The organism is Janthinobacterium sp. GW821-FHT03C08 (genome assembly GCF_059420905.1).
The window spans coordinates 1-17,674 of record NZ_JBWKUP010000034.1 but is presented as its reverse complement, the minus strand read 5'-3'; the positions used below and the strand labels follow the sequence as shown (position 1 = coordinate 17,674).

Annotated in this window: 11 protein-coding genes; all 11 read right to left on the bottom strand. The window is 62.4% G+C overall.

Features of this window, described 5'->3' with window-relative positions:
- Positions 1-6,353: YDG domain-containing protein (locus AC07VL_RS27620; RefSeq protein ID WP_494808688.1), on the bottom strand; the 6,353-nt coding region annotated here is incomplete at its 3' end.
- A 31-nt stretch (positions 6,354-6,384) separates the two neighbouring features.
- A complete protein-coding gene (locus tag AC07VL_RS27615; RefSeq protein ID WP_494808687.1) occupies positions 6,385-8,043 on the bottom strand; it encodes a ShlB/FhaC/HecB family hemolysin secretion/activation protein in 1,659 nt (552 codons plus the stop codon).
- Positions 8,044-8,552: 509 nt separating this feature from the next.
- Entirely contained in the window at positions 8,553-9,170 is a 618-nt protein-coding gene (gene sorB / locus AC07VL_RS27610; protein WP_494808686.1) for a SorB family sulfite dehydrogenase c-type cytochrome subunit, read from the bottom strand.
- A gap of 10 nt (positions 9,171-9,180) precedes the next feature.
- The gene (sorA, locus tag AC07VL_RS27605; RefSeq protein WP_494808685.1) at positions 9,181-10,410 is read right to left on the bottom strand and encodes a SorA family sulfite dehydrogenase catalytic subunit; all 1,230 of its coding nucleotides are present in this window, start codon (positions 10,408-10,410) and stop codon (positions 9,181-9,183) included.
- Positions 10,403-11,836, bottom strand: a complete 1,434-nt coding sequence (locus AC07VL_RS27600; RefSeq protein ID WP_494808684.1) for an amino acid permease — start codon at positions 11,834-11,836, stop codon at positions 10,403-10,405. The genes sorA and AC07VL_RS27600 overlap by 8 nt, the downstream gene beginning before the upstream one ends.
- A gap of 327 nt (positions 11,837-12,163) precedes the next feature.
- Complete coding sequence (locus AC07VL_RS27595) at positions 12,164-12,958, bottom strand: ABC transporter permease subunit (protein ID WP_494808689.1); 795 nt, start codon at positions 12,956-12,958, stop codon at positions 12,164-12,166.
- Positions 12,959-13,037: 79 nt separating this feature from the next.
- Positions 13,038-13,853 carry a taurine ABC transporter ATP-binding protein gene (locus AC07VL_RS27590; protein ID WP_489628184.1) on the bottom strand — a complete coding sequence of 272 codons (816 nt, stop codon included), beginning with the start codon at positions 13,851-13,853 and terminating at the stop codon, positions 13,038-13,040.
- A gap of 71 nt (positions 13,854-13,924) precedes the next feature.
- Positions 13,925-14,989 carry a taurine ABC transporter substrate-binding protein gene (gene tauA / locus AC07VL_RS27585; RefSeq protein ID WP_494808683.1) on the bottom strand — a complete coding sequence of 355 codons (1,065 nt, stop codon included), beginning with the start codon at positions 14,987-14,989 and terminating at the stop codon, positions 13,925-13,927.
- Positions 14,990-15,106: 117 nt separating this feature from the next.
- The gene (locus AC07VL_RS27580; RefSeq protein ID WP_494808682.1) at positions 15,107-16,546 is read right to left on the bottom strand and encodes an NAD(P)/FAD-dependent oxidoreductase; all 1,440 of its coding nucleotides are present in this window, start codon (positions 16,544-16,546) and stop codon (positions 15,107-15,109) included.
- 25 nt (positions 16,547-16,571) lie between these two features.
- Positions 16,572-16,988, bottom strand: coding sequence for a nuclear transport factor 2 family protein (locus AC07VL_RS27575; RefSeq protein ID WP_494808681.1), 417 nt, complete (start codon positions 16,986-16,988; stop codon positions 16,572-16,574).
- A 263-nt stretch (positions 16,989-17,251) separates the two neighbouring features.
- The coding region (locus AC07VL_RS27570; RefSeq protein WP_494808680.1) for a thiamine pyrophosphate-dependent enzyme at positions 17,252-17,674 on the bottom strand (423 nt) is incomplete at its 5' end.

Here is a 17,674-nt window from a genome sequence, read left to right as displayed (position 1 = left end):
CCGGCGCCATTGGCCAGCTGTGCGCCGCTGACCGTCACCGCGATATTATTCCCCGCATTCGGCGTGGCGAAGCTGCCGTTCAAGCCAGACAGGGTCAGGCTTTCGCCCGCCACCAAGCCCTGCAAAACGCCGCCCGTCAAGCCAGCGACCTTCGTGCCGTCATAGTCGCGGCTGGCCGCCACCACGCCGCTGACCGTCAGCTCCTTCGGCGTAATTGTGCCGGTGCCGGTCGCGGTGGTCGTGGCCAGCGTGTAGTTGGCCGCGTCCGTGCCGCCCAGGGTCAGGAAGGAAATGTTGACCGGCTTGCCGGTGCCCGCGTTCTTGTCGCTGAACGAGGCCGTGGTGGCGCCGATCGCCAGGCTGTCGCCGCTGAGCATGCCGTTGAAGGTGGCCGTGGCCGAGCCGAAGGTGACACTGGTGCCCCCATCGTAGACCTTGCTGTCAGCCACCACATTCGTCACCGAGCTGATGGTGGCCTGGTTGATATTCGCCGTCACGCCGGTCGGGTTGCTGACCGTGTAGTTGCTGGCCAGACCGGTGCCGTCGGACAGGGTCGCGCCGCTGACGGTGACCGCCTTGGCCGTGCCGGCGTTCTTGTTCGCAAATGACCCGCTCAGGCCGGACAGGCCCAGGGTTTCGCCACCGACCAGGCCGCTCAAGGTGCCGCCGGTGAGGGTAGCATTCGTGGTGGCGTCATACACCTTGTTGGCGGCCGCCACGCCGGTCACCGTCAGCGCTTTCGGCGTGATGGTGGCTGTCGCCGTTGCCGAGTTATTGGCTAAGTTATAGTTACCCAGGTCGCTGCCACTCAGCGTAATGCCCGAGATATTGACGGTCTTGTTGGTGCCCGCGTTTTTATCCGTGAACGCGCCACTGGCACTAAATAGTTGCACATCATCGCCGGCAATCTTGCCATTGATCACGGCGGCGGCGGGGCTAAGACTGACGTTCACATTACCGTTATATATCTTGTCCAGGGCGCTCAAGCCCGTGATGCCGCTGATCGTGGCCTTGCTGATGCTCGCCGTCAGTCCAAGCGGATTGCTGACCGTGTAGTTGCTGGCCAGGCCGCCGTTGCTGCCATTGCTCAGAGCGCCGCCCGTGACCGTCACGGTCTTGCTGCTACCCACATTCTTGTCGGCGAATACACCGAAAAGGCTGGACAGGCCCAGCGTTTCCGCGCCGACCATGCCACTCAGGGTGCCGCCGCTCAACACTGCCGCCATGCTGCCATCGTAGACCTTGTCGGCGGCCGTCACGCCCGTGACCGTCAGTGCTTTTTGCGTGATATTGCCCGTCACGCCCGTGGCGTTGCTCACCGTGTAGTTGCTGGCCAGGCCGCTGCCGTTCGCCAGGGTGGCGCCGCTGACCGTCACGGCCTTGCCATTGCCCGCATTCTGATCGATGAACTGGCCCGTCTGGCCCGTCAGGACCAGCGTTTCGCCGCTGACCAGGCCATTCAGGGTGCCGCCCGAAATGGTGGCCTTGGTATCGCCGTCGTAGACCTTGCTGGCGACAGCCACGCCGCTCACCGTCAAGGCTTTTTGCGCGATATCGGCCGACAGGCCCGCGATGCTGCCCACCGTATAGTTGCTGGCCAGGCCGCCGTTGCTGCCATTGCTCAAGGTGCCGCCGGTGACCGTCACGGCCTTGCCGGTACCGGCATTCTTGTCGCCGAAGCTGCCCGACAGCGCGCCCAGGTTGACCGTTTCCGTGCCGACCATGCCGCTCAGGATGCCACCGGAGATGATGGCGGCCGTGTTGCCGTCGTAGGTCTTGTTGCCGGCCGTCACGCCCGTCACCGTCAAGGCCTTCGGCGTGATATTGGCCGTCATGGTCGCGTTGGCCAGCGTGTAGTTGGATGCCAGGCCACCGCCGCCGCCGTTGCCCAGCGTGGTGTTGATCGTGACGGTCTTGCCATTGGCGGCGTTCTTGTCGGAAAAACTGCCAGTGCTGGCCGATGTCAGCGTCTCGCCGCCGACAAAACCGCTCAGCGAGCCGCCGGTAATGGTGGCGCCATTGTTGCCGTCATAAACCTTGTCGGACACCGCCAGGTTATTCCAGCTCAATTGCTTGGCCGAGATGGTGCCCGTCACGCCGGTCGGCGTGCTCAATGTGTAGTTGCTGGCCAGGCCGGTGCCGTCGCCCAGCGTTCCCAAGCTGACGGTCAGCGCCTTGCCGCTGGCGGCGTTGGCATCGTCATACATGCCGGTGGAGGCGCCCAGGTTCAGCGTTTCGCTGCCGACCAGGCCGTTCAGGGTGCCGCCCGTGACGACAGCCGCCTTGGTACCGTCGTATTCGCGGGTGGTGGCCGCCAGGCCCGATACGGTCAAGGCTTTCGGCGTGATGGTGCCCGTCAGCGGCCCTGCCACGATCGCGTAGTTGCCGCCGGCGCTACCACCGCCGATCACGGTCACGGACTTGCCGGTGCCGGCATCCTTGTTGTCGAAAATACCCGTATTGAAGGTGACATTGGCGATATCCTGGCTCAGTACACCGGACAGCGTACCACCGCTGATGGCGGCCGCCGTGGTGCCGTCATAGCTGCGACTCGCCACCGAGGCGCCGGAGAGCGCTACATTGAGCTTGTTGATGGTCAGGGTCGCATCATTGGCGCTGATGGCATAGCCATGCTGGCCAGAATACAGGCCGCCGGCCGTGATGGCATAGGTGCCGGCGTTGACGGCACCGCCCGCGGCGCCATAGTTCAGGGTGCCCGACAGCACGACATTGGCGTTGGACAGCGTATAGCCCGGCGCCGTCCAGCTATTGGTGCCGTCATAGGTCTTGCTGGCGTTCGCCGCAAACGTCACCTGCAGCGGCGTCATGAAGGCGCGCAGCAAGGGATAGGTATAAGTGTCGTAGACGATCCACGTGCTGGCCAGGTTCCAGCCCGGCGCGCTGTAGGAAGACAGCAATTTCATTTGCGCGGTGCTCAAACCGGTGCCGGTCGCGCTAGTCGCCTTGCCGCTGGTGGTGGTATCCCAGAAATTGCCGCTGCCCGAGCCGAAATTGTAGCCCAGCAAACCACCGGTGTTGGTGCTGCCGGTCACCTGGCCAGTAGAGTAATTATTGCTCACCGAGCCAACATTACTGCCAAGCAAACCACCCACGCCATCGGCGCCGGTGACCGCTCCGGACGCATAGTTATTGCTGATGGTGCCCGTACTATTGCCGACCAGGCCGCCGACAAAGTTGTTGCCCGTCACGTTGACCGTGCTGAAGTTGCCGCTGACCGTGCCTCCCTGATTGGCGCCCACCAGGGCGCCCGTGTAATCCCTGCCCGTAATGCTGCCCCCTTCCAGGCCGACATTGCGCACGGATGCCCCATTGGAAACATAGCCGAACAGGCCTGCAAAGTCGGAGGTCGGGCGGTTCACGACCAGGCCGTAAATGGTATGGCCGGCGCCGTCGAGGCTGCCGCTGAACGCGCTGCTTGCTGCGGTGCCGAGCGGAACGAAGGTCGCCCCGTTCCACACGTCGCCGGTGCTGCCGGTACCGGCGGCATTGATATCCTGCTTCAGCGTGTAGTTGCCGGCCAGGTTCATGGCCATCAGTTGCAACTGGTGCGAGGAGTAGATATTGGTGCTGTACTCGGCCGCCAGCATCGGCCCGGTGGCGCCTGTCGCGTTGCCTGCGCCGTTGAGCGAGCCGTCGGTATTGACCATGACCCAGTTGTTGCCCGTTGCACCGGCCGTGGTCGTGAAAGTAAAGGCACTGAAATTCGATGCGTTCTGCATCTGCGCCGATGTCAGGCCAGTGAGCGAGGGAGTGCTGGGGCCGCCATTATTGCCGACACCTGGCATGCCGGAGTTCACGGTCGTGTTGTAATACCCGCCAGTGATCACGGGACTGGTGCCGGCAGCGATACTGCCGAGTACGCCACCCAGGACTCCGGAACCGCCGGGAAGCAGGCTCACCGCGCCGGACGAATACACGTTCTCGATGGAGCCCGCGCTGGTATTGGTGCCAACCACGCCGCCCACGGCCGTGACGCCCGTCACCGTGCCGGTCGCGTAACTGTTCTTGATAATGCCGGAGTTGCCTCCAACCAAACCACCGATGCCGGTGGCGACCAGGCCAGCACTGCTGACCGCGCCGGTCGAATAACTATTGATGATCTGGCTGGACGCCACATTGGAGCCAACCAGACCGCCAGTCAGGCTCTTGCCCGTCACGGCGCCCGTATTGAAACTGTTGGTGATGACGCCGGTAGCGCGGTTATAGGATGCCAGGCCGCCCGTATTGCTGTTTCCTGACACATTGCCGCTATTAAAACTATTGCTGACAATGCCCAGATTGTTGCCAGTCAGGCCGCCCGCAGTGTACGCGCCCACCACATCACCGGCATTATAGCTGTTGGTGATGGTGCTGGTTTTGGTGGTATTGCCAACCAGCCCCCCCAGCCAGAAGTCATAGTTCCCCACGACGCTGACCTTGCTGCTGTTGTAGCTGTCACTGATGGTGCCGCTGTTGAGCCCGACGAGGCCGGCGCCGATGGCACCGGTCGTGACCGTCACGGAACCACCGCTGACATACGCATTGCTGATGGTGCCGCTGTTGATACCGGCCAGTCCGGCAATAGTGCCTTGTGCTGCGACAATATTGGCGCTGATGACAGGCGCGACCAGGCCGATATTGCGCAGGCTGCCGCTATTGGAGCCGAACAGGCCCGCCAGGCCCGCCGAGGCGGTGGTGGAACTGGTCAAGCCGGTAATGACATGGCCCAGGCCGTCGAACTGGCCGGAAAACGGTACGCCGGCCGTACCGATGGGCGTAAAGCCCAGACCCGCATTCCAGGCCGCAGTGGAGGTGGCGTCGATATTGGCGCCCAGCACATAGTTACCACTCACTGCGCCGCCGATACCTTGCAGGTCGCTGCCGCTGATGCTACCGGCCGCGCCCAGGCTATTGATCACCGTGTAACTGATCAGCGCGCCATCGCTGCCGAGCTTGGTGCTGAAGTTCTGGCCCGACGGCAGGTCGACCGCGGCCTTGACGTTGTACTTGCTCGTGTTGCCGGATGTCACGTTGGCCTGGCCATACTCCAGCGCCAGGCTGGCCGTGCCCGAACCGCGCATGACCTGGTTGATATTGATATTGTTTTGCGCCGTCAGGGTCAGCTTGTTGGCCGACCAGCTGACCACATCGTTGACATTGATATCGCCGGCGGTGCCACCCGTGCCATTCGTGCTCTGGATCTGCACCGCGCCGTTTTTCAGGTTATTGGTCAAATCCGTGCCGGTCATGTTGCCGCCGGACGCCGCGATCGTGAAGTCGACCGGGTCGATCAGCCACGTGCCGGACAGGCCGTTGGCTGCCCTGGTCGTCACATTGATGCCTTTGGCAATATTCACGTGTGCGGCCGAGGTGTCGATAAAACCGCCCTTGCCGCCGTCGGGGGCGCTGGCGTCCAGCGTGCCGCCCGCGTTCACCGTGCCGGTCTGCATGTCGCCCAGCAGCTTGATGGTGCCGCTCTTCGTGTCGATGGTGTGCGCCTCGATCACGCCGGTATTGTTCACCACGGTTTTCAAGAGGTCGCCGGCCGCTTGCGCGGTCAGCAGCACGCTGCCCCCATCGGCCTGGATCAGGCCGCCATTGTTGACCAGCGCGCCCACGGCGCCCCGGTCCACCGTCACGTTCAGCAAGCCGTCGCCGGCCACGTCCAGCGTGATGGCATTGCCGGCGGCCAGCGCCACCGAACCGAGGCGCGCCTGTATCGTGCCTTCATTCGACACGTTGGCGCCCAGCAAGGCCACATAGCCGCCCGGCGCGCTGATCGTGCCCTGGTTCAGCACCTTGCCCGTACCATTGCCGCTGAACTGGTACTTGCCCGCCATGAAGTCGCTGTTGGAAATATCCAGGGTCGATGCCACCAGGCCAGCCGTGTTCACGGATGCGCCCTGGCCGAACAGCACGCCGTTCGGATTGACGATGAAGACCTTGCCATTCGCCGACAGATTGCCGAGTATCGTCGTGCCATCGCTGCCCAGCACGCGGTTCAGCGCCACCGCATTGCTGTTGGGCTGCTGGAATTGCACCGATTCGCCCTTGCCGATATTAAAATTGGCCCAGTTGATGACGGCATTCTGGCTGCCCTGGTGGATCACGGTATTGCCGGGCGTGCCATTGATGGTCGCCTGCCCCGCCACGACCGTCCCGCCCGCCGGCCCCGCCAGGGCCAGGCTGCCATAGCCGAGCATCAGCGCCGCCGCCATGCTGGTCAATGCGAAATGCGCTCCGCCGCCGCTGCAGCCGGGCAGCGAGCGCTTGCCGGCGGATTTGACGTTTTCGGAAACGGCGGCGTAAGCGCCCGTGGCCTGGTTCCAGATGGAGCGGTAGATACGGTTCATGGCAGTGTCCTGACTTTTATCAACTTACTTTTTAGAAATACTTCACGGCTTGAAACCAGAAGCGGCCTGCCGAGTCCGGCTCGGAAACCGCCTTGGCATTGCCCAGCTTGTGCGCGTAATAGGCCTTCAGGACGAGCGCATTCGCCCCCATCCACGTCACGCCCACGCCGGCCCCGCTCAGGGTGCGGCGGTTCTCCTCCGCGCTCCAGGCGTCGCGGTTCAGCTTGACCGTGCCCGTGTCGGCAAAGGCCAGCACCTGCAGCTGGCCGGGAAAGGCCGTGAACGCCGTCACATCCTGGCGCACTTCCAGGTTCAGCACATACCCCTGGTCGCCATACGCCTCGCCGCCCGGATAGGCGCGCACGCCGCCCACGCCGCCGATGCCCATCTTTTCCGACACATCGAGGTTTTTCGACGCCGCCTGGCCGCTGATCATGCCGAACAGGCTGGTCTCGCCCCCCAGCCTTTGCAGCCGCGTCGCATTGAAGGACAGCTTGTTGAAATGCCCGTTGCTATTGACCGTCAGCATGTCGATCAGCCAGGCCAACGGCGTCTGGATGTCGATCTTGCCGGTGGTATAGGTCAGCGAGTAGGTATTCAAGCCGCCACCGCCCCAGCCATCCTTGCTGTCGCCATTCAGGTTCAGCAGCCACACTTTGGCCTTCTTGTCGTTGACGCTGCCCGTCGACTCGGTTTTATCCCGGAACGTCTTGTCGTCGTAATTGACTTGCGCATACAGATTGCTGCTGCGTGTGCGTATCAGGGGATAACTGCCAAACACGCTGGCGATCTTCGCCGTGCCCTTGGCCTCCAGCACGGCAAACTCCTTGCCCAGCTTGTAGTCCATATACGTATAGGCGGCGCCCAGGCGCACTGCGCCTGCCTGCCCCTGATAGGCCAGGCGGCCGTAGTTCAAGCCATCGGCCGAGGTAAACGCGCGCAGCGTGGCCACGTCGCCGATGCCGGCCAGTTCATTGATATTCACAGTGGCGCCGATGCGCTCGCGCCCCGTATAGCGGTTGCCCTGGTTATCCGCATCGACGCTGCCGTTGACGCGCGTTCCTGGCTGCACGTCGACGGTCAGGTCGGAGGTGCCCAGGGAAGCGCCCGGCGCCAGGGTCGAGCTGACCTGCACGCCCGGCAAGTCCGACAGCAGCAGCAAGCGCCGTTCCAGCGGCGCCGAGGCAATCACTTGCCCGTCCAGGCCGGCCAGCAGGCTGCCGGCCAGGCCATCGGACAAGTTGCTCTGGTTGCGCAGCTGCACCTGCCCATACTGGCCCGGCAGCACCTTGATGGTCACGACGCCGTCCTTGATGTCTTGCGCGGGCAGATACGCCTGCGCCAGGAAGTAGCCGCGATTCTGGTAATAGCTGGCAATTTTGGCCGCGTGGGCGCGCAACTCGCCCAAGGTCAGTTCACTGCCTGGCACGAAACCGGTGGCGGCGACCAGTTCGCTTTCGGCAAACACGGGCGGCGCATCCACCTGCAGGCGCTGTACCGTGATGCGCGTCGTATCGGCCACGGCCGTGGCGGGCACATTACCCTGCTGCACGCGGATGGCCGGGGGCGCCTTGGGCAGCTGCGGCGCGGCGGGAATCTGCTGCAACTGGCTGCCGGCGCTGGGCGGATCGACGGCCCAGGCGGACTGGATGGCGACCAGCAGGGTCAGGGGAATGAGTGTGATGCGCAAAATAATCCTCTCGGCAGCCATCAACGGCCTGGCAAAGCGTTATTAAAAATACATGAAATAGTTTCTATATTTCAATATTGTCACTTGGAATTAATATTTTGTCTAATTGATGTTGATTTTTTCCAACACATTATCAATATTGCTAAAAAATATACTAAATTAACAATTCAGGATACAGCATTTCCTGCCGGAATTATTCTCAAATAATCACACTTTGACCATTCGGAAATTTTTCGCATGGCCAAGAGTCAAGGCAGATGCGAAAAAACGACGGCTGCAAGAAAACTATTGCATCAATTGAAACAGTATTCGTTGGAATGATTTTTAAATTAAAAACAGTGTTTTTTATTACTTGATAGTTATGCGAATATTTATTCATTAATGAATAAAATCAGCGATAACAGGAGACAAGCCATGTCGAATGGCATGGAGAGGGCGGCACTCGCAGGCACCGGCCTGGTGACAGGTGCCTGGAGTGCTTCGGTGAATGGCCGCCGCGCGGGCGTTGGTTAGCGGGAGAGGACGTATTTTGCCAGGACGGCCGCGTCGGCATCGCTGAGCTGGCTGAATGGCGGCATGGGCACGGGCCCCCACTTGCCGCTACCACCCTGGCGGATATGTGCCGCCACGGCGGCGATATTGTCCTTGCCCTTGTAGCGGGCCGCTACCTCGGTAAAGCCGGGGCCGACCACCTTCTGGTCGATGGCGTGGCACGCCATGCAGCCATTCGCCGCCAGCAAGGTTTTCGCATCCTTGGCGGCGGCCGGCACAGCCGCTGCGGCAGTCTTGACGACGACCGGCGCAACAGCCGCAACACTGCGCTCCGCACCGTAGGTCTTCACCAGGTAGTCGACCATGGCGGGCACATCCTCGTCGGCAAACTGCGCGCCGAACGGCTTCTTCATCTTCTTTACGGTGGCTTCCCAGTAGGCGCGCGGCGAGGCGGGCGGCTGGGTCGACGCATACTGGGCCGCGTGGCACGTCATGCAGTTGCGCTGCACCAGCTGGTAGCCGGGCAATTCACTGGGTTTGTAGGTCGCCGTTTCCGGCGGCAAATGAATTTCCAGCGCGCCAGCGCTGCCGGCAAGCATCAAGGCCACGGCGGTGGCGAGTGTTCTGATCAGCATCTGGTTCTCCTCACACTGCCTGAATGCGCGTGGTTTCCACCACGTTGCGCATATAACCCATGGGATTCCACAGGGCTTTCATCGGCTGGCTCTGGCCGATGCGGTTGACGGCGCGCACCATCAGCACATGCTTGCCCTTGCGCGGCGCCTTCATGACCATGCTCCACTCGCGGAACGAGAAGCGCCCCAGGTCCTTGCCCAGATTCGCTTCCTGCCACGTCTGGCCGCCGTCTGTCGACACGGTCACCTCGCTGATGCCCTGCCCGCCATCGAAGGCGATGCCGCGCAAGGCCAGGTCGCGCCCTGCCTTCACTTGCGCGCCATCTTGCACGCTGGTAATGAAGGAGCGCACGTTGAGGCGGCTGATCGGCGTCGTCTTGCCCACCGGTGTACCCGGCTCGATGAAGCCGGAACCGTTGTCGGGGATGCGGTAACCCGTGCTCATCCAGAAGCCGTCGAACGGTTTGTCGAGCACGGTGATGTCGCTCAGGTGCTTGACCCAGTAGGTGCCATAGTAGCCCGGCACGATCAGGCGCAGCGGATAGCCGTTGAGGAACGGGATGTCTTCGCCATTCATGGCCCAGGCCAGCAGGACGTCGCCGGCCATGATGTGCTCGACGGACAAGGCTTTCTGGAAGTCGGGGCCGTCGCCCACGGGCGGCGTTTCCAGGCCATTGAAGGCCACCTGCACGGCATTGGCCGCGATGCCGGCCTTTTCCAGCACGGTTTTCAGGGGGACGCCCGTCCAGCGAGCATTGCCCATGGCGCCATTGCCCAGCTGCCCGCCGTTGGCGCGCGGGGCGAAGAAGCCGCGGCTGTTGCCCGAGCATTGCGTCACGGCCACCACGTCCACGGGGTCGGCCAGCTGTTTCAGTTCGGCCAGCGACAGCTCCAGCGGCGTCTTGACGAGGCCGGCGATGCGCAAACGGTAGCTGCCGCCATCGATGCTGGTGGGCAGGCCGCTCCAGTGATAGCGCACGAAGAACGCATCGTTGGGGGTAATCGCGCCCTCGTTGAACACGCTGAACGGCGTTTCCAGCTGGGGCGGCCGGCTGGTCAGCAGGATCAGCGGGCGCTTTTGCGGAAAGGCCACCAGCTCGCGCTCGCCGTTTTCAAACGGCAAGGTGACGGAGGCGGCGGAATCGGCAAGCGCCGGCCCCGCCACGGCGGCGGCGCCCAGGGCGGCCGTCGTGCGCAGGAAGCGGCGCCGGCCTGCGGGCAACAAAGTCGTATCAGACATGTTTGAGCTCCACTTTGGTGTCGGCGGCAGCACCGCCGTTGCGGTCATCGTTGACCAGTTTCTTGATGTAGTACATGACGCTCATGATGGCCACGCTCAACAGGCCGAACCAGAACGACACGCGCTGCTCCGTATCGGACGACACGCTCATGGCACCGAGGATCACCAGCATGGCGAAGATGGTGAAATACGTCAGGTAAGGGAACAGCCACATGCGCACCTTGATGCGTTCCGGGCATTCGCGTTCCAGCCGGCGGCGCAGGCGCAATTGAGATATCGCAATCAGCAGGTAGACGAACAGGATCAGAATGCCGTAGGAGTTCACGATGAAGGGGAAGACCAGGTCGGCCGACACATACGAGACGGCAATGGCAAAATAGGCGAACAAGGTGCTGAACAGGATGGCGCGGATCGGCACGCCGTTCTTGCTCAGCTTGACCAGGCCCGTGGGGGCGTCGCCGCGGCGCGTCAGCGCAAAGATCATGCGCGACGAGGCGTACAGGCTGGAGTTCAGCGCCGACAGCACGGCCGTCAAAATGATGGCGTTCATGATGTGGGCCGCGTACGGGATGTTCATCACTTTCAGGGCGCTGACGAAGGGCGTGGCGATGGCCGGCGAATCCCAGGGCACGATGCAGACGACGACGAACATGGAACCGACATAGAACATCAGCACGCGGGTGATGACGGAATTGGTGGCGCGGGCGATGGCCTTGGCCGGGTCCGACGTTTCGGCGGCGGCGATGGTGACGATCTCGGCCCCCGAGTAAAAGGCCGTGGCGGCGACGGCGCCACTGAGCACGGGGCCCCAGCCGTGCGGCATGAAGCCGCCGTTGCTGGTCAAAAAGCCCAGGGTCGGGATACTGTTGGGCAAGCTGCCCGTGATGAACAGGGCGCCGACGAACAGGAAGACGACGATGGCCACCACCTTGATCGAGGCGAACCAGAATTCGAATTCGCCGAAGGCTTTCACGGAAAACAGGTTCAGCACGGTCATCGACACCAGCAAGACCAGGCTGATCGACCAGGACGGCACGTCAGGCAGCCAGAAGTTGACGAGCTTGGCGCCGGCGATGGCTTCCAGGGCCACGACGACGACCCAGAAATACCAGTACATCCAGCCGCTCATGAAGCCGAGGAATTTCGACACCTTCGGCTTGTCGTCGAAGGCCAGGCGCGCATATTCATAGAAGGAGCCGACCACGGGCAGGGACGAGGCCAGCTCGCCCAGCATGCGCATGATCAGGACGACGAGGCCGCCCGTGAGCAGGAAGGAAAGGATGGCGGCCGGGCCGGCGGCCTTGGCGATGACGCCGCTGCCGACAAAGAGGCCGGCGCCGATCACGCCGCCGATGGCGATCATGCTCATGTGGCGTTGCTTGAGCGAGTGCTGCAAGCCGGTACTGTTATGCGATTCGCTAATCATGTTTTTGTCTCCTGAAAATCTCTGAAGCCCGGTGCGCCCTCGCCTGCTGCGGCCGGTTGCTGCCGCGCGGCTTTGTTTTATTTTAGGCAACACCGTCAAGCAGCATCGATGCATCGTGTGAATCAGTCTGGTTGGCCACATTCCATAAGTCAATCTGGAAATGCAGCGGCCTGGCGCGGTTGCCTGAGGGCAAAACACGCTGGGTGAAAAGTAAGGGGCGTTGCCGGGCGTTACGTTGAGCCGGCCTCGACATCGGCGCGGCAATGGTTAAAAAAGGAGGGAGCGGCACGCAACACTTGTGGCGTGCGCGCCACTCCCGGGAACGTCTTACACCTTGCCCTTCCATGGCACGAGGGTACGTTCGAGGTAACGCATCATCAAATCAAACAGGAAAGCGAAGAAGCCGATCACGATGATGCCCATGATCACCACGTCGCTGGCGAGGAACTCGGAGGCGCTCAGCACCATGTAGCCGAGGCCGCGCGTGGCCGCCACCATCTCGCCCGCCACCAGGGTGGTCCAGCCCACGCCGATGCCGATGCGCATGCCGGTGAGGATTTCCGGAATCGCGGCCCGCAGGATCACGTGCACGATCACCTGGAAGCGCGTGGCGCCCATCGAGTAGGCCGCGTGGATTTGCTCCAGCGACACGGAGCTGACGCCGGCGCGGGCCGCGATGGCCATCGGCGCGAAGATGGCCAGGAAGATCAGGTAGACCTTCGAGAACTCGCCGATGCCGAACCAGATGATGACCAGTGGCAAGTACGCGAGCGGCGGCAGCGGACGGTAGAACTCGATCAAGGGATCGAAGATGCCGCGCGCCACGCGGTTGACGCCCATCATCACGCCGACGGGAATGGCCAACAGGCAAGCCAGGCCGAAGGCACCGAACACGCGCACCAGGCTGGCCACTGTGTGTTCCCACAGGGTGGCGCCACCGAAACCGGTGGTGGCCGCCATGATGAATTTCTCGTACACGGCTTGCGGCGACGGCAGGAACAGCGGTTTCACGAGGCCGCTGGCCGTCACGCCAAACCACAGCAAGAGCACGGCGATGACGGTGACGGTGGCGATGCGGCTGGAATTGCCCTGCCCCGGCGCGCCGAACGCTTCGCCAGGCATGGCGCAGCGGGGCGCAAACAGGCGGCCGAAGAAGCCGGCCCGCTTGGCGGTGGCGGGAGGAAATCCCACGACGGATGGGCTATGCATGGGACACCTCCAGCTCTTTATTGACGGCGCGCTCGTCGCCATAAATGATGTTGAGCACGGTTTCGCGCATCTTGATGAAGTCCGGGCTCGATTTCACGGCGCGCGCATCGCGGCATTCGAGGAAGCGCTTGTTGAAATCGAGCTCATACGTGTGCGTGATGCGGCCCGGACGGGGCGACATGACGATCAGCCGGTTCGCCAGGAACAGCGCCTCGTCGACGCTGTGGGTAATGAAGAAGAACATGGTGCTGGACTTGGCCCAGATATCGAGCAGCAATTCCTGGATGGTTTCCCGCGTCAGCGCATCGAGCGCCGCCATCGGTTCATCCATCAGCAGCATGGCGGGATTGCAGGTCAGGGCGCGGGCGATGCCCACCCTTTGCTGCATGCCGCCCGACAACTGATAAATCATATTGTCGTGAAAGTCCTTCAAGCCGACCAGCGCCAGGTTCTTGGCCGCCTGTTCGCGCCGCACGGCTTTCGGCACGCCTTGCAGCTTGAGGCCGAATTCCACGTTTTCCATCACGTTCAGCCACGGCAGCAAGGCGTGTTTCTGGAACACCACGCCGCGGTCGGCACCCGGCCCTTCCACTTTATTGTCCCCGAGCATAATTTCACCCTTGGACGGGGCGATAAAACCCGCCATCAGGCTCAGCAAGGTTGTCTTGCCGCAACCGGAAGCACCGAGCGCGACGACGAAGTCGCCGCTATTAATGGTGAGATTGATATTATTTAAGGCATGCACGCGTTCTCCGGCCGTCTTGCCCGGATAAATCACGCTGACATCCTTGACGTACAGGTTTTCCATCGTGTCCCCACAGTTCTGTTCAACGCACTCTGTTCAGTCAGCGCGCCCGCAGGCGCGCCATCGCACAACGTTTACTTCAGCAGGCCGGCGGCCTGTGCATACTTGGGTGTCACATATTTGGCGTAGTCAGGGGCCAGCGCATCGATCTTGCCTTCAGCTTTCAGGAATTGCGCCGTGGCCAGCAAGGCTTGCGCCACGCCGCCCTTCGCGCCGCCACCGAGCCAGGCCGGCGAAGCCTGTTCCTGCAAGGATGGATAGGCGTACAGGGCCACGGAAGCGGCCACGTCCTTGGCAGCCGCACCCGAATGCTTGACGTTGGCTTTCACTTGCGGGGAGTCGACGGTCCACGCCTTCGGATTGGCGCGGTAATCGGCGTCGGCAGCGGCCATCACCTTGACGAACTTAGCCATGAAGTCGGCGTTCGCTTCGCCCCAGGCGCGCTCGACGGCCATGCCGTCAAACGTGGCCTTGCCCTTCTTGCTCAGTTCGCCGGAGGTCACCAGCACCTTGCCGTTTTGCTTGAGCTTGCTCAAGGCCGGGTCCCATACGAAGGCGGCATCGATGTCGCCCCGTTCCCAGGCGGCGGCGATCTGGTTCGGCTGCATGTTGAGCAATTTCACTTCCGTGGGCTTGATGCCCCACGTTTCCAGCGCGAACATGGTGTGGAAGTGCGTGGTGGAAACAAATGGCACGGCGATCTTCTTGCCGCGCAAGTCGGTCGGTTTGCTGATGCCGGCGCCATTGCGCGCCACCATCGCTTCGGCTTCGTTGATGTCGTCGATGATCCAGAACAGCTGCAGGTCGACGCCGCGGCTGACGGCCGCCGTCAGGGGGCTGGAACCGATGACGCCGATCTGCACGTCGCCGGAGGCCATGCCCGTGGCCACCTTGGCGCCCGAATCGAACTTGCGCCAGTTGATCTTGTAGCCCGTGGTTTTTTCCACTTCGCCGCTGGCGATGGCCACCAGGAAGGGACCGTTGATTTCCTGGTAGGCGATCGTCACTTCCTTGCCCTGCGCGAAGGCCGTGCCGCTGGCGGCAAGGGCGACGCCCAGCGCCAGGGTGCCGAGGACGGCGCGGCGCAGCGTTGAAGAAACCGTGGTTTTGCTCGGGTTTTTGCTCGTATTTGTGTTCATGTCTCACTCCAAGTTTATTGTTATGTGTGAACGTGCGGGCAATCTCATCCCTTGCGGGAGGCGCCGCTGGTTGATCTATGTCAACTCATGCGGCGGCTGCTACTACCGTGCTGCTTTTTACAAGACTTCATCCTTCAAGTGATACCAGCGGTACAGGAAGCGCTGGCCCAGGCGGCGGAACGGGGCGAACGCTTGCGACTCGACCATTTCCATCATGTTCGGGTACGGCAGTTTGGAGTTGAAGATCGGCAAGCCCGTGTCGCTGGCCTTGCCCGCGATGCGCTCGGCCATGCGCCGCCCCGCCTGCGCCGAATACATGACGCCGTTGCCGCCGTAACCGAGCGAATAGAAGATCGACTGCTTCGGGTCCGGCTGCACGATGCGCGGCATCATGTCGTGGCTGACGTCGACCCAGCCCCACCACGAATAATCGATGGCTATGCCCGTCAGCGCGGGGAACTTGCGGTGCAGGTCGTTGATCAAACCCTGTTCATACTTGCCCTGCGGCGCATCGGCCCCAGTGATGGCGCTGCGGCTGCCGATCTGCACGCGGTTGTCCGGCATCAAGCGGTAGTAGTGGCGCAGGATGCGCGTATCCGTGATCACCTGGTGGGTGCGGAAGTTGCACGCCTCGATTTCCGCAGGGGTCAGCGGACGCGTGACGATGGAGTTCGACAGGATGGGCAGCAAACGGTTCTTCACTTGCGCATGCAAATGGGGCGAGGTGTAGCCGCCCGTGGCCACGGCCACGGCACGGGCGCGCACCACGCCGCCCGGCGTTTGCAGGTAGTGCACGCCGTTGCGCGTTTCCCAGCCCATCACGGGGCTGGACGGATGCACCTTGGCGCCCAGCGCGCGCGCCTTGCGCAGGTAGCCGAAGGCCAGCTTGCCCGCGTGGATGCCGATGCCTTCCGGCTCGTGCAGCGCGCCGGCCGCTTCCTTGTCGTCCACATACTCGCGCCTGACGGTGTCAGCGTCGAGGATGCGGGCGTCATAATTGAAGATCTCCCGCATGACCTTGGCTTCTTTTTCCAGCGCAGGCATGGCTTTCGCCTTGTGGGCGATGTACAGGTGGCCGCCCGGCTGCGGGTCGCAGTCGATGTCGGCCGTGATCTTCTTGAACGTTTCCATCGCATCGCACACTTCCGTGTGCAGTTTGAGGGCGGTTTCCAGGCCGTAGCGGTCTATCCACTGCGAGCGCTTCAGGCGGCCCGTCGTGCATTGCGCCTGGCCACCGTTGCGCGTACTGCAGCCCCAGCTGACCCGGTTCGCTTCCAGCACGGTAGCCTTGATGCCATGCTCCTGGGCCAGGAAGATGGCGCAGCTGAGGCCAGTAAACCCGGAGCCGATGATGGCCACGTCGACATCGATGTCATGCGTGATGGGACCGTCGTCGGCCGGCGGCTCGCCCGCCGTGCCGATCCAGTAGGTGGGCGCGTAGGCATTGCCATGGCCGGGGCGCTGCGCCACCAGCGGATCGTAGGCGGGATCGTAAGGCGTGCGGGCCGCGGTGCTGCTACCCAGTACGCCAAGTGGAGTATCGACAGGTTTGTTCATGGTCATTCCTGGTGAACTTGCTGGCTCAGGCTTGGGCGGTAGCGCTGACGACCGGTGGACGGTCCTTGCGGAAGGCGTTCTTCACGGCGATCTTGCCGTCGCGGAAGGTAAAGATATCGACCATGCGCGCCTCGATGCGCGTGCCGTCCGCCTTGGTGCCGGCAAAGGTCGATTCCGTCACGCCGCGATCGCCGCTGACGAAGTGCTCGGGATTGAGCCAGGCGGCATCGGGGAAGGTTTGCCAGGCCAGCTCGAAGCCGGCGCGCACGGCGTCGCGGCCAATGAAACTCTTGCCCAGCAGGTCAGGACCGGCGACGGCGTGGAATTCGCAGTCGTGCGCCATGGCGGCCATCAGGGCCTCGATATCATGGCGGTTCCAGGCATCGCCGAACGCTTGCAGGAAGTCCGTGGTGACGGCATCGGTAGTTACGCGTGTATTCATTTTTGTCTCCGTGAGTCGAATTTGGTACTTTTCGTTCCGTTTTTTAGTATTTTTATTGAATTTAAGCTGAATGCGGGTGCTTGTCAAATCAAATAATCCAAATACCGGGACGGTTTGTATTCTTTATTGAAATAGCGATGCTGAAGTGACAATGTGTGAGAATTTCGTCACAGTGCGGTGTCGGCTGGCGCAAAATCACCCCAACGTCGCAAATGCCGGGGTCGGACCTTAAGGTGCCCCCCCGGTCCCCGCTGTGGGCTTACTTAAACGTAGTCTTTATATTTGTCCAGGTGACGCACCGGCTTGCTCAGCGCATCGCGGCGGAACGGGTCGCCCAGCTCGCGCGTGCACATGATTTCGATGATGGTCGTCTTGCCTTCATTCATCTGCATGTCGATCGCCTTTTTCAAGGCCGGACCCACGTCTTCCAGCTTGTCGACGGTGATGCCTTCGGCGCCCATGGCCCGCGCGATTTCCGCGAAGCTCTGGTTGTCGAGCTCGCCGGCAACAAAACGGCGGTTGTAGAAATCGACCTGGTTTTTCTTTTCCGCGCCCCACTGGCGGTTGTGGAACACCACGGCCGTCACGGGAATGTTGTGGCGCACGCAGGTCATCGTTTCCATCAGGCTCATGCCCCAGGCGCCGTCGCCCGCATACGACACGGCCGGACGGTGCGGTGCGGCAAC

What these genes read in the sequence shown, in the direction of transcription:
- AC07VL_RS27600 (WP_494808684.1), bottom strand. Translation starts at nt 11,836, where the DNA reads ATGATTAGCGAATCGCATAACAGTACCGGCTTGCAGCACTCGCTCAAG.
- sorB (WP_494808686.1), bottom strand. Translation starts at nt 9,170, where the DNA reads ATGCTGATCAGAACACTCGCCACCGCCGTGGCCTTGATGCTTGCCGGC.
- AC07VL_RS27590 (WP_489628184.1), bottom strand. Translation starts at nt 13,853, where the DNA reads ATGGAAAACCTGTACGTCAAGGATGTCAGCGTGATTTATCCGGGCAAG.
- AC07VL_RS27575 (WP_494808681.1), bottom strand. Translation starts at nt 16,988, where the DNA reads ATGAATACACGCGTAACTACCGATGCCGTCACCACGGACTTCCTGCAA.
- tauA (WP_494808683.1), bottom strand. Translation starts at nt 14,989, where the DNA reads ATGAACACAAATACGAGCAAAAACCCGAGCAAAACCACGGTTTCTTCA.
- AC07VL_RS27580 (WP_494808682.1), bottom strand. Translation starts at nt 16,546, where the DNA reads ATGAACAAACCTGTCGATACTCCACTTGGCGTACTGGGTAGCAGCACC.
- sorA (WP_494808685.1), bottom strand. Translation starts at nt 10,410, where the DNA reads ATGTCTGATACGACTTTGTTGCCCGCAGGCCGGCGCCGCTTCCTGCGC.
- AC07VL_RS27595 (WP_494808689.1), bottom strand. Translation starts at nt 12,958, where the DNA reads ATGCCTGGCGAAGCGTTCGGCGCGCCGGGGCAGGGCAATTCCAGCCGC.